The sequence below is a fragment of the Onishia niordana genome (assembly GCF_004798965.1).
GTDB classification, from domain to species: Bacteria; Pseudomonadota; Gammaproteobacteria; order Pseudomonadales; family Halomonadaceae; genus Onishia; species Onishia niordana.
Genome location: NZ_SDSD01000003.1, coordinates 453,059 through 471,014 on the forward strand (window position 1 = coordinate 453,059; position 17,956 = coordinate 471,014).

A 17,956-nucleotide genomic window follows, 5' to 3' on the forward strand; every position below is an offset into this window, starting at 1 on the left:
GGACCGCCCTTTCGGCCAAGAGGATCGACACCATGCGATTGACGCGTACTTCCAACACCGCCAAGGCAACCAGCAGCCTTGGTATTTCCCGCCGGCAATTCATGCAGCGTAGTGCTCTGGCCACGGGCGGTATCGCCAGTGCCGGATTCATGGGCCATTCGATGGTGCGCTCGGCGGATGCCGCCGACAAGACGCCATACCTCGACTCACCTGTGGAAACCAAGCGCACCGTCTGCTCCCACTGTTCGGTGGGTTGCGGCGTTTATGCTGAAGTTCAAGAAGGCATCTGGACACACCAGGAACCGGCCTTCGACCACCCGATCAACCGCGGCGCCCACTGCGCCAAGGGCGCCTCACTGCGCGAGCATGGCCACTCCAGTCGGCGCCTCAAGTATCCGATGAAACTTGTCGACGGCGAATGGCAGCGGCTCTCCTGGGAAGACGCCATCGAAGAAATCGGTAACAAAGTGCAAGAACTGAGCGAGGCCTACAGTCCCGACAGCATCTATTGGCTCGGCTCGGCCAAGTTCAACAATGAACAAGCCTACCTGCTTCGCAAGTTCGCCGCCTTGGCCGGCACCAACAACACCGACCATCAAGCGCGCATCTGCCACTCGACCACCGTTGCTGGCGTAGCCAACACCTGGGGCTACGGAGCGATGACTAACTCGCTCAACGATATCCAGAACAGCAAGTCGATTATCTTCATCGGCTCGAACCCAAGTGAAGCTCATCCGGTCGCCATGCAGCACATCCTGCTGGCCAAGGAGCGCAATCAAGCTCAGATCATCGTCGTCGATCCTCGCTTCACACGCACTGCCGCCAAGGCCAACAAGTACGTCCGCCTCCGTCCTGGCTCGGATGTGGCCTTCATCTGGGGCCTGTTATGGCACATTTTCGAAAACGGTTGGGAAGATAGCGAGTACATTGACCAGCGTGTCTATGCCATGGATGACGTGCGCGAGGAAGTCGCTTCCTATTCGCCGGATGTGGTCGAAAACATTACCGGTATTCCAGAAGCGGTAATGTACGACACCGCCAAGACGCTCGCCGAAAACCGCCCAGGCTGCGTAGTTTGGTGCATGGGCGGTACCCAGCACACCACCGGTAATAACAATACCCGCGCCTACTGCATCCTTGAGCTGGCGCTCGGCAACATTGGCAAATCCGGCGGTGGGGCTAACATCTTCCGGGGGCACGATAATGTACAGGGCGCCACGGATCTGGGGCTGATGTCACACTCGCTCCCTGGGTATTACGGCCTGTCCGAAGGTGCCTGGCAGCACTGGGCGGACGTATGGGGTCTTGACTATGAATGGCTGAAGAGCCGTTTCGACCAGTCCGACTACACCGATGGCAAGCCCATGTACTCTAGCGGCATCACCGTCTCACGGTGGGTCGATGGCGTGCTAGAGCAGGAAGACCAGATCTCCCAGCGCTCCAAACTGAAGGCGATGTTCTATTGGGGCCATGCCGTCAACTCGCAAACGCGTGGCCCGGAAATGCAGAAGGCCATGCAGCAACTCGAGATGATGGTCATCGTCGACCCCTACCCGACCGTTGCCGCCGTCATGCACGGGCGCACCAACGGTGTCTACCTACTGCCGGCCTGTACCCAGTTCGAGACTTACGGCAGCGTGACCGCTACCAACCGCTCAATTCAGTGGCGCGACAAGGTCATCGAGCCTGGCTTCGAATCCAAGCCTGACCACGAGATCATGTACCTGCTGTCTCGGAAGCTGGGCTTCGCCGATGAGCTATTCAAGAACATTGCCGTCAATGGCACCGAACCACTGATCGAAGATATCACTCGCGAATTCAACAACGGCATGTGGACCGTGGGTTACACCGGCCAGAGCCCGGAAAGGCTCAAGCAGCACCAGCAGAACTGGCACACCTTTAGCTTTAGCGACCTCAAGGCCGAAGGTGGACCTGCAGATGGAGACTACTACGGCATGCCGTGGCCCTGCTGGGGCACCGCCGACATGCGCCACCCCGGCACACCTATCCTCTATGACACCTCAAAGCCGGTGTCAAAAGGTGGCCTGACGTTCCGCGCGCGCTTTGGCATCGAGCGCGATGGTACCCCGCTTCTGGCCGATAATTCTTTCAGTCAAGGCTCCGAACTCGATGACGGCTACCCAGAGTTCACTGCCGACATGCTCAAGGACCTAGGCTGGTGGGACGATCTTACCGCTGCCGAAAAACAGGCCGCCGAGGGCAAGAACTGGAAAACAGACCTCTCTGGCGGTATCCAGCGGGTAGCGATCGCTCACGAATGCTCACCGTTCGGCAACGCCAAGGCGCGCTGCAACGTTTGGACCTTCCCGGACCCCATTCCCAAGCATCGCGAACCGCTCTATACCAGCCGGCGCGACTTGGTGAAAGACTACCCGACCTGGGACGACGTCGCCTCTCACTACCGTCTGCCGACCCTCTACAAGAGCATTCAGCAGAAAGATGTCACGGACCGCTACCCAATCATCCTCACCTCCGGTCGTCTGGTCGAATATGAAGGCGGTGGCGAAGAAACTCGCTCCATGTCCTGGTTGGCTGAGCTTCAGCAAGAGATGTTCGTCGAAATCAACCCAGCACTGGCCAATGACCTCGCAATCGAAGATGGCGAAATGGTCTGGGTCGAGGGCGCAGAAGGTGGACGCGTCAAGGTCAAGGCAATGGTGACACCGCGCGTCGCACGGGAGGTCGTCTTCATGCCCTTCCACTTCGGCGGCATGTTCCAGGGTGAAAACCTGCACGACCGCTATCCGGAAGGCGCCGCACCCTACGTACTGGGTGAGGCCGCTAATACGGCGACCACTTATGGCTACGACAGCGTGACACAAATGCAGGAAACCAAGTGCACGCTGTGCCGGATTGAGCGGGCCAGCTGAGCCCCTGAACTCTACAGGATATCCCCCGGGGCAATATCCGTTCCCGGGGTGAGGAGATAACCATGGCGACGATGAAATTCATGTGTGACGCAGAGCGCTGCATCGAATGCAACGGCTGCGTGACCGCCTGTAAGAACGCCAATGAAGTCGAATGGGGCATCCAACGCCGGCGTGTTGTGACACTCAACGATGGCGAACCTACCGAAGTATCGATCTCGGTGGCCTGCATGCATTGTGATGATGCCCCCTGCATTGCAGTCTGTCCCACCGAGACGCTTTTCAAGCGTGACGACGGCATTGTGCTGCACGACAAGGATCAGTGTATCGGCTGCGGCTATTGCCTCTATGCCTGCCCCTTCGGCGCCCCTCAGTTCCCGGGTACCGAAGCCTTCGGTGAGCGCGGCAAGATGGACAAGTGCACCTTCTGCGCCGGCGGGCCTGCTGAAACCAAGGAAGAAGAGTACGAAAAGTACGGTGCCAATCGCATCGATGAAGGCAAACTGCCGCTGTGCGCCGAAATGTGCTCCACCAAGGCATTGATTGCCGGGGATGCCCAGACGGTGGCTGACATCTTCCGCCAACGCGTCGTCCATCGCGGTCATAAGGACGGCGCATGGTCCTCGGTGGACCGTGCCGGTCCCAAGACCTCAATGGATACCCTCGCCTACGACGCGACCCGTCAGGAGTAAGGAGGCCCTATGCATATTCATAACGCATGCCTGGCCCTTGGTCGACGGCTGACCCTACTCTTGTTGCTGGTGACAAGCATGTTGCTTGCCGGGCAGGCGCTGGCTCAGAGCGCCGACCCCGAGGGTGAACTGGCTACCGCCGTGCCACCTATCGATGCCGAGATCTGGCGGCAGGTGAAGAGCGGTGAGAACTTCATCGACACCCGCTTTGATTCCACCTACAACCTGGTCAACCCAAGCGGCGAAACGTGGCGACAGATTCGTAATCGCTGGATATCACCCTTCGGGCTGATCACCGTTGGTGGCATGGCCGCCTTAATCTTGGTGTTCTACCTGATCGTTGGTCGCAAGGATCTCGAAGAACCCCGTACCGGCCGCAAGCTGTTGCGCTGGTCCACCTTGGAGCGCGCCTTGCACTGGACGGTGGCGACTCTCTTCGTGATTCTGGCACTGACTGGTCTCAATCTTCTCTATGGGAAGTACGTCTTCAATCCCCTGTTGGGAGACGGCATATGGGCCGCCATGATGTCCGGCACCAAGCTGTTGCATAACTACCTTGGACCAGTATTCGGGGCCTTGCTGATCGTTATCCTGGCCAAATTCCTGAAAAAGAACATTCCGAACAAAACAGACTGGGAATGGTTCAAAAAAGGCGGCGGCTTATTTGGCAAGGAACACGTCGACGCTCACTTTGCCAACGGGGGTGAGAAAGCATGGTTCTGGCTACTGGCCACCGCTGGCGTACTGGTGATCGCCAGTGGCCTAGTGATGGACTTCCCGAACTATGGACAAAGCCGGGACACCATGCAGTGGGCCAACGTCATCCATTCGCTGGCCGCTTTGGCACTGACAGCGGTATCCCTTGGCCATATTTACATTGGCACCATCGGCACCGAGGGTGCGCTTGAGGGCATGACCACAGGCTATGTCGATGAGACATGGGCCAAGGAGCATCACAATCTGTGGTATGAGGAGGTCAAGGATCAGGCTGAAGCACCAGACCCGGCGTCATCAGGCAGTCAGCAAGGCCAACCACGCCAGCCGCCCGGTAAACCTACCTAAGCGACTGTTCCAACGACGACATGAACGATCATCAGACACCGCCCAACGGCGGTGTCTTTTGTTATCCTTGGGTCAACATCAATTTAGCGCCCAACGGCGCTACCCAGCAGGAGCCATCGCCATGCACCATCTTGACGACGCGACCCGCACTGAACTCGAAGCCGCCGCCTTTCGTCGCCTTCTCAAGCACCTCGACGACAACAAGGACGTGCAGAACATCGACCTGATGATTCTGGCCGACTTCTGCCGCAACTGCCTGTCGAAATGGTTGGTGAATGCCGCCGAAGAACAAGGCGCCGAGCTCGATTACGAGGCGGCTCGCGAGCATGTCTACGGCATGCCGTATAGCGAGTGGAAGAAGCTCTACCAGGCACCGGCCACTGACCAACAGCTGGCCGCTCTGGAGGCCCGCAACCAGCCGAAGAAGGATAAGGCATGAGTGAGCAGCGCCCCGGGTTTGAGCCGCTGCGCATCGCGGTCCTCACCGTGTCAGATACCCGCAGCGAAGACACCGATCGTAGTGGACAGGCATTGGTCGAGCGCCTGACCGCAGCAGGCCATGTGCTGGTCGAAAAGCGTATATTGCCAGACGACGTCTACGTGATTCGGGCCCAGGTGGCCCACTGGATCGCGGCACCCGACGTGCAGGTCGTGCTGACCACCGGCGGTACAGGGTTCACCGGCCGCGACTCGACCCCGGAAGCCGTTGAAGTACTGCTGGATAAACGCATCGAAGGCTTCGGCGAACTCTTTCGCCACCTGTCCTGGCAAGAAATCGGTAGCTCGACCATTCAGAGCCGCTGTCTTGGTGGGCTTGCCAACGCAACGGTGGTGTTTTGTCTGCCGGGCTCCACCGGCGCTTGCCGCACTGCCTGGGACGGCATACTGAGCGAGCAGCTAGACGGCAGCCACAAGCCCTGTAACTACGCCAATCTCGTTATCCCGGAGCGCGGCACTCATGGCTGACACGTCAAGCGAGCTACAACGTGTCGAGGATGCTCTCGCCGCCTTGTTGGAAGGCGTCACGCCAGTGGCGCCGGAAACGATCGATTGTGATGCCGCTGCCGGACGAGTGCTGGCCGTAGACGTCGCAGCGCGTCTGGACGTTCCTTCTTTCGACAACAGCGCCATGGATGGCTATGCGCTACGTGCATCCGACGCCGGACAGTGGCTTGCTATCAGCCAACGGATTCCCGCCGGATCGCAAGCCACGCCCCTCATGCAGGGCACCTGCGCACGCATCTTCACCGGCAGCGAACTTCCAGCAGGCGCGGATTGTGTCGTCATGCAGGAACGCGTCGCACTCGACGGTGACAGCGCCTGGATACCTGGTGATATTCCCAGCGGAGATAATGTCCGCCGTCAGGGACGAGACGTCAGCGTCGGTGCGAGGCTGCTTCCCGCTGGCGTGCGACTCGAGGCTGCGTCATTGGGCCACTTGGCGGGGCAAGGCATCACCAGGGTCTGCGTACGTCGCCGCCCTCGCGTCGCCTTATTGTCGACCGGCGATGAGATTATCGACCCCGGCGAAGCTCTGGCCCCCGGTCAGATCTACAATTCCAATCGCCCCATGCTGCGACGACTAATCGAGCGTTTCGGCGGTGAAGTGGTAATGGCCAAGCGGGTCGCCGATGATTTTGCCACCACCTGCAAGCTGCTTGGCGAGGCTGCAAAGCAGGCCGACGTAGTGATCACGACGGGCGGTGTCAGTGTCGGCGAAGAGGATCACGTCAAGGCGGCGCTGGAGACGTTAGGCCAACTCGATCTGTGGCGGCTGGCCATGCGCCCGGGCAAGCCTCTGGCATTGGGACGCCTGCCAACAGATACAGGAGAAGCGCGACTGATCGGTCTACCTGGTAACCCCGTATCAAGCTATGTGGGTGCCTGGATCTACCTGCGTCCACTACTCGGTGCCATGCTAGGCAGCCCGGCACTGGCTGAACTCCCTCGACTTCGCGCCCGCGCCGAATTCAGCACCGAGACCAAGGCTCGTCGGCATTACATGCGAGTCGAGCTGTGTTTTCTACCAGAAGGCCCTAGCGCTCGCGCCTTCTCCGATCAGAACTCAGCGGTGCTATCTTCCTGCGTGACAGCCAACGCGCTGGCCGTGATACCCGCCCATTCTCAGGTGGCGCCTGGCGATATGGTCGACTGCCTATGGCTCACGGAAGCCTGATGCCAGGAGCCTCCATGGCAGTCTCCATGTCTGGCCACAGTGAGCGGAAGTCGGCCTCCAGCTGCAGGTAGTCGGCTTCCAACCAAGGCAGCAGTTCGGCAAGCCGATTGGGCCCACTTAGGCGTTGACCGATGCCCGCTATGGCGCGACAGGTGAAGGCGAAATCCGCATAACGAGTTAGCCAATCCTGCTCGACAAGTACCGGCACCATCGACGCCAACCGGTCAGGGGCTTGCTGGGCATCGAGCAAGCGATAACAGCGCGCGATCAAGACGTGTTGAGCCGGATCGTCGGCCAGCAAGCGTGAAAGGAAGTGATCCCACACCAGATCGAGAGCGATACCCGCATATCGCCCATGCCCCTTAGGCGCCCTGCTCCGCGCGGCTAGGGTACAAGGATGGCGATCCACCAAGGCATCGACACGACGGTGATGGCGAATACCACCAGCCACAGCCTGCGGCCAGGCAGCAAGATCGCTGCCTTTGACGCCATCGGCGATCAAGTTGCCGTACAGGAAATCATCGCTGCCGTGGTGCGCAAGCCAGGCATGAGCCAGAAAATTCATGTCGATGACATCCTCGCACCTGAGGGCAAGACAGCCACCAGGTCAAGAATCACAGGCAGTTAGCCGGCTTAGGAAGTCCGGCAAGCCGGGCCCCGACCTTCGCCGGGCTATCCGGGAACAAGCGCATCAGATGCAAGGATTTCCCCTTCTCGGCGCCAAGTGCCAGCCCCACCGACTTGACCAGCGGACGCATCGCTGGCGCCATCTCGTAGCGAGAATAAAAATCACGCAGCACTTCGATCACCTCCCAGTGATCTTCGGTAAGGATGCGCCCCTCTTCTGCTGCCAATGCTTCGGCGACGGCGGGAGACCAATCACCCATGTCGACCAGAAACCCTTCCGGGTCCAGGCCAATTTCTCGGTTTTCAATGGATAGATAACGGTATATTTCACTAGAGGCCATCAGTACCAACTCACGGTCTTATTGGCTTCTTCGGTCAGGTCAACGAAGCCCTCGACGTCAATGATAGTCACGTGTTCACCGCAGCGCTCGAGCAAGCCGCGAGAGACCAGGTCCTCGCGAAGGGCAAAGAGCCGGCCAGCCAGATTCTTGAAAAACAAGGCCTGCGCCGGCAGTCCACCCGATACGCCGTCCTCGATAAGCAGCATCCGGTCATCAGGACCCATTGCCGCCAACGCATCATCGATGACCCGACTGGTCACTGGCGAGCGATTGAGAAGATGCAGAATCATGCGCGGGGCTCTCCACGTAGCAAGAGATCAAAATAGACAGATACGGCGGCTCATCATGAAAGTTCAGCTTAGGCGACGAGCCTAGAAATTAAGGACCAACCGATGGCTTTGAAGCAGCGACACAACGCCGTCAGCCTCGACTAGCGTCACCGGTAGCATCAAGTCGTCTGTACAAAGTCCCCGGCTCTTAAGAGCTCGGCCATCGACCATCAACGTATCGATATCATACATCGCCAGCATGTCGATCACGCCGTGCGTGCCCTTCTGCCCCAGCGGTCCGGCCGTCTGACCGGTCAGCAATGCCAAGACACCTTCTCCGGCAAACAACAGTGTAACCCTTTGTCCGAACGCGGCGGCTACCAATGCCGTATCGAGGCCTTCACGTAGCCAACTGGAGCCATGGGGGGCATGACGCAGGATGACCAGCAGGTCTCCAGCGGTGACGCTATTGTCGACCACACTATCGGGGTCCCTCGCCTCAAGATCATGTGTCTCCTGTCCACTCATCACGGGGCCTCATTCATGGGGAAAAGGTGATCAGACGATCGTGGCTGAAACCGGCTTCTACCAACTGTCCAAGTCCCGTCAGCTCGAAGGGTTCCTCCAGGCTATACCCCTCCTTGCCATGTCGCGCCGCCTCTCGCTGATCAAGGAGGCCACGGCGAAGGCCTGCCGCGATGCATACCAGTAACTCTGTGCCATGCTCGTCATGCAGTAAGCGCCAGCCATCCCCCAGGTGGGGCTCGTCCTGAGGCGGAGCGCTGAGACGGGCGGCATTATAGACACCGTCATGATAGAAGAACACGGTAGCAAGGCAGTGACCTCGCTCGATGACGGCCCGTGCGAACCGCAGAGCAGAGTGGGATGCCTGTGAGCTGTAAGGACCGCCTTGGACCAGCAATGCATAACGCATGGTTTTCTCTCAACACAGGGCGCATTCACGATTCATCGTATGCTCAGAATGTAGGCGCTAATGAGTCAGCCAGAAACGACTTGGCCCCGCCATAGCGGCGGGGCCAAGAAAGGGTCTACCTACCGAGTTCAGTCACTGCTCATGATGCCGAGAATCGACAGCAGGCTGATGAACAGATTGTAGATCGATACGTACAACGTGATAGTGGCGAGAATGTAGTTGGTCTCACCGCTACGATGAACAATCTCGCTGGTCTGATAGAGAATCGCCGCTGAAGAGAACAGAACGAAGCCAGCGGAAACGGCCAGCGACAGCGCCGGAATTTGCAGGAAGATGCCGGCCACCATGGCCAGGATCAACACAATGGCACCAGCAGTCAGGAAGTTCGCCAAGAAACCGAAGTCTTTCTTGGTAATCAACGAAACGGCGGATAGACCAATGAAGGTTGCACCCGTCATGGCGAGGGCATTCATGATCAATGCCGGGCCATTAGGCAGTGTTAGGTAAGCGCTTAGGATTGGACCCAGCGTGAAGCCCATGAAGCCGGTGAAGGCGAAGGTCGATAGCAGACCCAAGGCCGAGTTGGCGGTTTTGTGCACCAGGAACATCAGTCCGTAGGCACCAATGAAGAACACTAGAATGTTCATCTGCTGAACGCCCATGACGACGGCAGCGCCTGCGGTAAGAGCAGAGAACAGCAGTGTCATGGCCAACAGCGCGTAAGTGTTACGCAGCACCTTGTTGGTGCTGAGGGCACTCTCATGGCGTTGTGTTACCTGCGTGTCTTGATAAGCCATCTGTCGATGCTCCATTTGTTAATGATCATACCTTCGACCAAGGATGCCGTGTCAGAGTTCTCGACGCAAGAACATAACGTTGGCCGTGGCGTGGAGATTCAACGCCACGCCATGACCGCCAACTGTCTATTTTCCAGACGACTTTCCTATTCGGATCCTCTGAGCGCGGGGATAGAATGCGGCATGACAGGTACCACTGACGCTATTCGACGACACCTCGTGACTCGAGGTAGCGATGGATATACTGGCCTATCAAACATGCAGGAGGAGACAGACATGCGGTGGAGCAGCTTAATCGCAATACTCGCGCTAATGCTTGCAGGCTGTCAGATAGCCCCGCAGTGGCCAACTTCTCAGCAGGGTGATCCCACCGTCGAGGAGCTGCCCCCGCCCGATAAGCAGCAGCAGGATGGCCGCGTGCCCAGGCAGGTGAGTTTCCCCGCACAGGAATACGCCGCTCTCGAAAAGACGGGGAATGCAAGCATTCGGGGCCGACTCTACCAGCACGACAAAAGCGGCAATCCAGTCCCCGGGACCGGTGAGACCATATCCATCGCACCGATTACCACCTACTCGGCGGAGGCCGCAGAGGTTGCTCTATCCGGTCGTGCCATCGCCCCAGCCGACCCTCGTGCCAGGGAATACACGCACTATGCGCGTACCGATGCCAACGGTTATTTCGTCGCCAATGGCTTACCTGCCGGAGACTATTACGTCGCCGGCCGCGTCAGCGAGCTTAATGGCACTCCCATCATTAATCAGGTAAGCGTCCGACGCGGTCAAACTGTTTCGGTGACCCTCAAGCGGTGACTCTCAAGCGATAGCTTCAGCGATTGACGTCCACCACGGTACGCCCGCGCACCTTGCCCTCGATCAGCTGAGCCGCCGTATCGATGGATTCTTCGAGGCCGATCTCGTGAGCGATCTCGTCGAGCATGTCGGTGTTCAGGGTATCGGCGAGGCGTTGCCAGGCCGCCAGACGATCCTCGCGCGGGCGCATCACGCTGTCGATGCCGGCAAGGGTCACGCCACGCAATATGAAGGGAGCAACAGTCGAGGGAAAGTCCATGCCCTGCGCCAGCCCACAGGCCGCAACCACCCCACCATAACGCGTACCGGCGCAGACATTGGCCAGTGTGTGACTACCGGCTGAATCAATGGCGCCGGCCCAGCGCTCCTTAGCGAGGGGCTTGCCCTTCTCGGTGAGCTCGGCCCGATCGAGGATCTCGGCCGCCCCCAGCCGCTTGAGGTAGTCCGCTTCCTCAGGCCGCCCGGTCGAGGCAAGAACGGTATAGCCAAGGGTGGCCAACAAGGCGATCGAGAAGCTACCGACCCCGCCGTTGGCGCCCGTCACCAGCACCGGTCCCGAGGCGGGCGTCAGGCCGTGGCGCTCAAGTGCCATCACCGACAGCATGGCGGTGTAGCCCGCTGTGCCAATGGCCATGGCCTGCTTGGCCGAGAACGTCTCTGGCAGCGGGATCAGCCAGTCAGCCTTGAGGCGTGCCTTCTGGGCAAGCCCGCCCCAATGCCCTTCACCAACGCCCCAGCCGTTGAGCAGCACCCGATCCCCGGCCTGGAAACGGTCGGAATCGCTGGACTCGACGGTTCCGGCCAGGTCGATCCCCGGCACCATGGGGAAGCGGCGCACGACCGGTCCCTTGCCGGTAATGGCCAGGGCATCCTTATAGTTGAGCGTGCTGTATTCCACCCGCACGGTCACCTCACCATCCGGTAACTGTGAGTCATTCAGTTCCGTCAGTCCGGCACGGTAACCCGCATCGTCTTTCTCAATCAGAATGGCCTTGAACATCGTTACTCCTTTTAGACCGATCGTCTAATACTGGATAAAAAATTTCCTTCATGGCGCCGGCGTTATTCACGTTGGCGAGGTAGACCTGCCAGATAGCCGGTCACAAAGGTATCAAGGGGGGTTGGCGCCTCTTGCAGCTTGGCACGCATCACAGCCCCTTCCCAGCCGATCCAGAAATAGTCGGCCAAGGCGTCACAATCCGCGTCGGGACTCAGCACACCTAGGGCTTGTGCCTCAACCAGGCATTGTGCGAGCCGCTGCTGCCAGTCCCCCAGCACCTGCTCGAGCGCGGCTCGGTAGCTTTCCGGTAACAAGCCGACCTCTTGACCCAGATTGCCTACCAGACAACCCCGCTGGAAACCATGACGGGCCATGCCGTTCTTGGCATCAGTGGCAAACGCCTCGATACGTGACAACGGCGGCAACGTTTCATCAAGCAAGTAATGGTCGAGTTTGCGAGCAAAATAGGCGGCATACTGCTCAAGCACGGCACGCCCGAATGCTTCCTTGCTCGTGAAGTAATGATAGAAGGAGCCTTTAGGGACGCCAACGCGCTTGAGAATACCGTCGATACCGGCCGCACTGAAGCCCTGCTCGGTGAGCACCTCCAGACCGCTACGAATGAGAGCTGCCCTGGTATCCGGGTTTTCCCGCGCGACGTTGGGCGGTCTTCCACGGCGGCGTATGCTTGGTGTTTGCGTCATGGAGAATAATTTAGACCAGCCGTCTATAAATAACAAGCCAGTGAATATTGATCGCAAGCGGCTTACCTCACCTGCGTCTCATGCCACTAAAAGCGGCGCAGGTGTTTACGCTGAAGCAAGCGTCGCCCGCCACTGTTCAAGATAAGAGAGCAAGGCCGGGACCACCGCCAGCACCAGCAGCGTCGAGAAGCCCAGACCAAAGGCGATGGACACCGCCATGGGAATCAGGAATTGCGCCTGCAGCGAGGTCTCGAAAAGAAGCGGTAACAGGCCGCCGATGGTAGTCAACGACGTCAGCAGTACTGCTCTCACGCGCTGCACAGCGGCCTCAACCAACGCCGCATTAATATCAAGGCCCTTGTCTCGCTGCTGGCGGTAGAAGCTCACCAGAATAATGGCGCTATTGACCACAATGCCGGAAAGGCCAAACAGCCCGAACAACGACAATATCGTGAGATCGATGCCCAGCGCCCAGTGCCCCAGCAGCGCCCCCACCAGCGCAAAAGGAATAATCGCCATCACGATCAGCGGCAGGCTCCAGGAGGCGAATACCCAGGCCAGTACCACGAACATCAGCCCCAGCCCCATGATCAGGCCGGTACGCATATCACCGAGCGTATCGCGCTGATCAGCGGAGCGGCCCTCGAAGCTATAACGAAGGCGGTGCTCCTGTGCCAGCTGAGGCAATACCTGGGCTTCGAGGCTTGCCAGCACCTTGTCGCTTGAGGTGACAGCCTGATTGAGTACGGCGGTCACCTCGACCGCAAGCTGGCCATCGGCATGACGCAGCGCCTCGAAACCCTGACGGTACGACATATCCATCACCTGCTCGAGGGGCACGAAGCGTCCATCATCGAGGCGGATCGGCAGGCGAGATAAGGTACTCAACTGTTCACGCTCTACCCGAGGCAGCAGAACCCTCACCTCGATCTCATCGGCACCATCCTGAAATTTCTGGACCAGGCGGCCATCGAAGGCCGCGCGCAGCTGGCGCCCCAGTGACTCTGTGGTCAGACCCAGCGCCTCACCACGATGACTCAGTGAATAGATCAGTTGCTCACGGCCCCAGGGCATGTCGTCGTTGGTATCGAGGACACCGGGCAGGTTACCTAGCGATGCGGCAAGGGACGTGGCCGCCTGCTTGAGCTCCGTTGCATCGTTGCCGGTCAGGCGAATATTGACGTCTTCCCCCGGCGGCCCCGCGCGTCGTTCGCTGATACTCAGGTTATCCAGCCCTGGCGGAAGCTCAATGCGCTCGCGCCAGGCGGCAATGAACTGGCTATTGCGCACCTCCCGGCCATCCGGAGACACCAGCTCAAGGCGCATCGCGCCGACCTGATCGCCTGTACGACTCCCGCCACCATCATCAAGACTACTGCCGTGCAGCGTGACGGCATGCAAGACCAGCGGCTGATCAAAGCTCTGTTCGGTCTCATCCAGCGTCGCTTCCAGATGATCCATGAAACGGTCCACGCGTTCTCGCTCAGTCCCTGAGACAAAACTGGCATTGGCATAAAGAATGCTGGATTCCGGCGTCGGGAAGAATTCGAAGCTGATCCGGCCACCGACCAAGAGGCCCACCGTGACAAGCACCAAGGCTACTCCGGAGGCGATAGTCCCCGCACGGTAGCGCAAGGTCAGGACAGAGAAAGCGCGAAAAGGCCCTTCACGGAAGCGTTCGAAGCCTTTATCGAAGCGCTCACGCAATCGCGTGACGGGGTGTGGCCGTCGGCCCACAGGGGCCGGCTGGAAGGCATGGCGCAAATGCGCCGGCAACACGATGAAACACTCAATCAATGAGGCGATCAGCACGCAAATCATCACCAGCGGAATATCAACGAGAATGTTGCCGATCACGCCACCGACAACCAACAACGGCATGAAAGCCGCCACAGTGGTCAAGGACGAGGCCAGCACCGGCCAGACCATGCGCTTTGCCGCCCCCTCCGAGGCGAGATGAGAGGCCTCGCCGAGCCGGTAATGCGCATCCGCATCCTCACCGACCACGATGGCATCATCGACGATGACCCCTAACGCCATGATCAGCGCAAACAGCGATATCATGTTGATCGACCCGCCGATCCCCCACAGCACGGCCAATGCCGCTAGAAAGGCGGTCGGAATGCCTATAGCGACCCACAAGGCCACCCGACCGGGCAAAAACAAATACAACAGCACCATCACCAGCAACAGACCGCCCAACCCATTGCCGACCAGCAGAGAGATGCGGTCGTCGATTAACTGCCAGCTCTCGTCATAGGTCTCAAGGGTAACTGACGGCGGCAGGGTTGGCCGGGTCTTGGCCAACCACTCCTCGAGTACCTGGGCCGCTTCCAGCGAGTTACCGTTCTCGGCACGCTGCAACAACAGCTCGACCGCTCGCGAACCCGACCGCGTCAGCGTGGTTTGCCCGTCCTGAGGCTCCTGGCGCAGCGTGGCAATATCGCCCAGGCGCAGCTGTGTCTGTTGATTGGCGATGACAGGGAGTTCGGCAAAGGCTTGGGGGTCACGTCGCTGCTCGATCGACCTCAACTCTCGGGTACTGTCCTGTTGCCCCATGAGACCCGCGGGCAGATCACGGGACAGCCCCTGCACGCGATCAGCGATCTGATCGAGACTAAGTCCAAGGGCCATGAGTCGCTCGGCTGGCACCTCGATACTGATCTGTTGCTCCGGCAAGCCATTGATTTGTACTCGGTCGATACCGGCTTGCAGCAACTCGTTTTCAAAGCGATGGGCGAGCCGGCGCAGTTCCGCCGGCGCCAGATCGCCATGGATCAGCAGTCTGGCGATCGGATCATAACGGGCGACCCGAATCACTTGGGGTTCTTCGGCATCGTCGGGCAGGTTGGTAAACTCATCGACCTGCTGGCTAACATCATCCAGCGCAATGATGGGATCAACGCCTTCGTTGAACTCGAGCGTCAGACTCGAGATCCCCTGAGCCGAGGTCGACGTCATGCGTTTGAGGCCATCCACACTCTTGATCCGCTGTTCAAGCGGGACGGTGATGCCCTCCTCCACGTCTTCCGCAGATGCACCGCTCCAGACGACCCGCACGCTGATCACGTCCAGCTCAAACGTCGGGAAAAACTGAATGTTCATGCGCAGCAGCGCCAGCGAACCGCCAAGTAGCATCATCAGCATGATGAGATTGGCCGCCACCTTGTGGTGGACGAAGAAACCGATGATGCCGCGACGCTCACTCAAGGCGAGACCTCCTCACCGCCGCTCGCCTCCGACGCGTTGCCATCATCGACCAGCAAACCATCGACAGCGTTAGGCAGATGGGTTGTCACCACGCGCTGGCCGGTCGCCAGATTTGCCCCTTCCACCAGTAACCAACGCTCCCCCGCGCTCGCCTGTGTTTCATCCGACATTGAGTCAGACACGACTGTCTCACCAAGGACCGTGACGTGCCTTCGTTCGAGCCGATTTTCATCGATGAGATAAAGCGTATCGTTGCCGTATAGGCTGCTGTAGGGAACAGCCAACGTATCCGCAACCGGGGGCAACTCGAGCAGCACGGATAACATGCTACCGGGACGTACCAAGCCGCTCCCGCTGGCAACCGACGGTTCTGCAGCAATCGAGAGGATGGCCTCGGTACCGGCAGGCTCGCCCTCGCCGGCCAGGCGCTCCAGGTGCAAGTCGATCTCTCGCTCAGGCACTTGTGCACGAAGGGACAGCCCGTCTCGCAGCGCCAACACTATCTCGTCCTGATACCGGTTAGGCACCCGCGCTCTTAGCTCAAGCCCGGCCACGGGGTAGACACTCAACAAGTCCGCCCCACTGGCAACGCGATCACCAGGTGCCACCTCAACACGGGTTATCACACCATCGAAGGGGGCCGTCACACGGCTACGCTCGGCATCTCGGTTTGCGGCAGCAAGCTCCGCCTGCGCTCGATCGAGCTGGGCCTCGAGGCGATCAAGACGCGTCGGGTGCTCGGCGAGAGCACGCTGACGGTTGGTGATGGTCAGCTGAGCTTGATCTTCCCCATCACGGGCATCATCAAGCTCGGACTGGGAAAGCAGGTTGCGAGATGCCAGCGAACGCGCACGCTCTAACCGGCGCTGAGCATTGCCGAGTATCGCCTGCTCACGCGAAAGAGCCTGCTGATCATTAGCATAGCGGATGCCCTCGCTCTCGATCTGCGCCTTGAGGTCTGCGACCTCGGCGCGGGCCTGTGTAAGCGGCGGCTGAACATCGGCCGCGTCGAGGGCCACCAGCAATTCCCCCTTAGCCACACGCTGCCCGTCGTGCACCGGGCGCGACGCGATCCGACCCGACAGAGGCGCAGTCGCGGTAATCAAGTCGGGCGCCACCACGTTTCCGTAGAGCGGCACGACGGGGCGATGCTCACCCAGTTCCACGGGCATTGATGCCACGCGCCAGCTACGTTCTTCGGCAGTTACATCGACCGGAGCCGGCGCCGTCATTTTGAGGGAGAAAAATACCACCCCCCCTAGCGCGAGAATCAGCAAGGGAATGATTCGCTTCAACACGGGGCCCCCATCGAGCCGGCTATATCATGGTGAGATCATACAGCCTATCGCCGTCTCCCGCGCAGGGACACTGACCTCAATCAACATCCACTCAACCTGGGAGCCGAGGAAGCGGGCCTCACATTTCTAGCCCCCTTTACTAGGCTTTGTCTGAAAAGTCGACGAGCGAAGGCCAGACAAGGCTAGAATCGGCCGTAGATCGGCCAGTTCGCGACCTCTTGCAGCACGGTCATTCAAGTTGCCTTTTAAGCAGCCGATGAGGACAAAACAGTCTATTGATTGAGGTCCAGTAGAAGAGCGGCTTAACATAAAAGCGAGGCACCGCCACTGAGAAGATCATATATGAAAGAGGCTTCTCCGGTCATGACTTGCTGACGAAGCCCACAGGTGCCTATTCTTGGTTTTAAGGTAGGTAATAAGGAACTGGAGAAGTGACGCGACACGAGGCCGATGATAACTACATCCTCAGTTGCCGAAGATAGCGCAGGAAGCTTAGTAGAACGTTAGACAGCCCCAACATAGCTGCCCGCTTATGCTGGCTTAACGTCCTGAAAAATATAATTATTAACGAGGTTATGACATGGAACTACAGAAAGAGAATGAAGTCACTGGCGATGCTCCAGCCCTATTCATCAGCCCAAGCATTATGGGCTGGGGAATTGCTGCGATCATTGCTTCGTGCGTAATGCTGACATTTAACACATCGACCATGGTAGTAGGAGCCGGTTTATTTGCAAAGATCATAGCAGGAGTGCTGGGCTCTGCACTGGGCGTCACGGGCGCTTTAGTTGGCGATATGCTTCGACTCTCTCTTAGGCCAAATATTGTGTTCACTAGCGGTGGAATCTATAGCCTATTCAGCACCAAGCTCTTCTGGTTACTTGGTCTTCAACTCCTAGGCCTCTTCATCGGTGTTGCCTTGGGATGCTCCCTAGTATTGGGCTAAAGCATATCAATAATAAGGGTAGAAACTTTTTCCTCCTTAATTTCTACCCGTTTATTTTTCTGACCATACCTCGATAACCAAACGCACAGTAGTGATGAGAGGCTCTCCTATATGGAGACTGGGCCAACCTCCACCAAAGCATCGTGGAAAAGAGACTGGACCAAGGCAACATGGCGCTTTTTACACCGCCTGCACCGGTCCA

Annotated in this window: 18 protein-coding genes; 8 read left to right on the plus strand and 10 right to left on the minus strand. The window is 58.9% G+C overall.

What is annotated here, in order from left to right; all coding sequences use genetic code 11:
* Positions 1–32 precede the first annotated feature (32 nt).
* From ETC27_RS08715 to ETC27_RS08740, 6 genes are all read left to right on the plus strand, one after another.
* Complete coding sequence (locus tag ETC27_RS08715) at positions 33–2,891, plus strand: formate dehydrogenase subunit alpha (protein WP_136254605.1); 2,859 nt, start codon at positions 33–35, stop codon at positions 2,889–2,891.
* A 62-nt stretch (positions 2,892–2,953) separates the two neighbouring features.
* The gene (fdh3B, locus tag ETC27_RS08720) at positions 2,954–3,580 is read left to right on the plus strand and encodes a formate dehydrogenase FDH3 subunit beta (RefSeq protein ID WP_136254606.1); all 627 of its coding nucleotides are present in this window, start codon (positions 2,954–2,956) and stop codon (positions 3,578–3,580) included.
* A gap of 9 nt (positions 3,581–3,589) precedes the next feature.
* Positions 3,590–4,642 carry a formate dehydrogenase subunit gamma gene (locus ETC27_RS08725; RefSeq protein WP_136254607.1) on the plus strand — a complete coding sequence of 351 codons (1,053 nt, stop codon included), beginning with the start codon at positions 3,590–3,592 and terminating at the stop codon, positions 4,640–4,642.
* Between the two features lie 121 nt (positions 4,643–4,763).
* Positions 4,764–5,081: a DUF1244 domain-containing protein gene (locus ETC27_RS08730; RefSeq protein ID WP_136254608.1), complete on the plus strand. Its 318-nt coding sequence runs from the start codon at positions 4,764–4,766 to the stop codon at positions 5,079–5,081.
* The gene (moaB, locus tag ETC27_RS08735; RefSeq protein ID WP_136254609.1) at positions 5,078–5,608 is read left to right on the plus strand and encodes a molybdenum cofactor biosynthesis protein B; all 531 of its coding nucleotides are present in this window, start codon (positions 5,078–5,080) and stop codon (positions 5,606–5,608) included. Before ETC27_RS08730 ends, moaB begins: the two co-directional genes overlap by 4 nt.
* A complete protein-coding gene (locus tag ETC27_RS08740) occupies positions 5,601–6,818 on the plus strand; it encodes a molybdopterin molybdotransferase MoeA (RefSeq protein ID WP_136254610.1) in 1,218 nt (405 codons plus the stop codon). The genes moaB and ETC27_RS08740 overlap by 8 nt, the downstream gene beginning before the upstream one ends.
* On the opposite strand, the gene ETC27_RS08745 is transcribed toward ETC27_RS08740, so the two are convergent.
* From ETC27_RS08745 to ETC27_RS08770, 6 genes are all read right to left on the minus strand, one after another.
* Complete coding sequence (locus ETC27_RS08745) at positions 6,805–7,383, minus strand: acyl carrier protein phosphodiesterase (RefSeq protein ID WP_136254611.1); 579 nt, start codon at positions 7,381–7,383, stop codon at positions 6,805–6,807. The two genes, ETC27_RS08740 and ETC27_RS08745, sit on opposite strands and share 14 nt — an antisense overlap.
* 49 nt (positions 7,384–7,432) lie before the next feature.
* Entirely contained in the window at positions 7,433–7,786 is a 354-nt protein-coding gene (locus tag ETC27_RS08750; RefSeq protein ID WP_136254612.1) for a TusE/DsrC/DsvC family sulfur relay protein, read from the minus strand.
* Complete coding sequence (gene tusB / locus ETC27_RS08755) at positions 7,786–8,076, minus strand: sulfurtransferase complex subunit TusB (RefSeq protein ID WP_136254613.1); 291 nt, start codon at positions 8,074–8,076, stop codon at positions 7,786–7,788. The genes ETC27_RS08750 and tusB overlap by 1 nt, the downstream gene beginning before the upstream one ends.
* 81 nt (positions 8,077–8,157) lie before the next feature.
* Positions 8,158–8,583 (minus strand): DsrE family protein, encoded by a 426-nt coding sequence (locus tag ETC27_RS08760; RefSeq protein WP_136254614.1) that lies wholly within the window; start codon positions 8,581–8,583, stop codon positions 8,158–8,160.
* Between the two features lie 13 nt (positions 8,584–8,596).
* A complete protein-coding gene (gene tusD / locus ETC27_RS08765) occupies positions 8,597–8,989 on the minus strand; it encodes a sulfurtransferase complex subunit TusD (RefSeq protein WP_136254615.1) in 393 nt (130 codons plus the stop codon).
* 128 nt (positions 8,990–9,117) lie between these two features.
* Positions 9,118–9,786 (minus strand): Bax inhibitor-1/YccA family protein, encoded by a 669-nt coding sequence (locus ETC27_RS08770; RefSeq protein WP_136254616.1) that lies wholly within the window; start codon positions 9,784–9,786, stop codon positions 9,118–9,120.
* A gap of 276 nt (positions 9,787–10,062) precedes the next feature.
* On the opposite strand from ETC27_RS08770, the gene ETC27_RS08775 reads away from it, so the two are divergent.
* Positions 10,063–10,596, plus strand: coding sequence for a carboxypeptidase-like regulatory domain-containing protein (locus ETC27_RS08775; RefSeq protein ID WP_136254617.1), 534 nt, complete (start codon positions 10,063–10,065; stop codon positions 10,594–10,596).
* A gap of 16 nt (positions 10,597–10,612) precedes the next feature.
* Here the strand turns inward: ETC27_RS08775 and acuI are convergent, their stop codons facing one another.
* The 4 genes from acuI to ETC27_RS08795 all read right to left on the minus strand — a co-directional run bounded on the left by acuI (position 10,613) and on the right by ETC27_RS08795 (position 16,808).
* Positions 10,613–11,596, minus strand: a complete 984-nt coding sequence (gene acuI, locus ETC27_RS08780; RefSeq protein WP_136254618.1) for an acrylyl-CoA reductase (NADPH) — start codon at positions 11,594–11,596, stop codon at positions 10,613–10,615.
* A gap of 62 nt (positions 11,597–11,658) precedes the next feature.
* A complete protein-coding gene (gene acuR / locus ETC27_RS08785; RefSeq protein ID WP_136254619.1) occupies positions 11,659–12,300 on the minus strand; it encodes an acrylate utilization transcriptional regulator AcuR in 642 nt (213 codons plus the stop codon).
* A 105-nt stretch (positions 12,301–12,405) separates the two neighbouring features.
* Positions 12,406–15,510, minus strand: coding sequence for an efflux RND transporter permease subunit (locus ETC27_RS08790; protein ID WP_136254620.1), 3,105 nt, complete (start codon positions 15,508–15,510; stop codon positions 12,406–12,408).
* The gene (locus ETC27_RS08795) at positions 15,507–16,808 is read right to left on the minus strand and encodes an efflux RND transporter periplasmic adaptor subunit (protein WP_136254621.1); all 1,302 of its coding nucleotides are present in this window, start codon (positions 16,806–16,808) and stop codon (positions 15,507–15,509) included. Before ETC27_RS08795 ends, ETC27_RS08790 begins: the two co-directional genes overlap by 4 nt.
* Positions 16,809–17,388: 580 nt before the next feature.
* On the opposite strand from ETC27_RS08795, the gene ETC27_RS08800 reads away from it, so the two are divergent.
* Positions 17,389–17,754 carry a hypothetical protein gene (locus tag ETC27_RS08800; protein ID WP_205742712.1) on the plus strand — a complete coding sequence of 122 codons (366 nt, stop codon included), beginning with the start codon at positions 17,389–17,391 and terminating at the stop codon, positions 17,752–17,754.
* Positions 17,755–17,956: the final 202 nt, after the last annotated feature.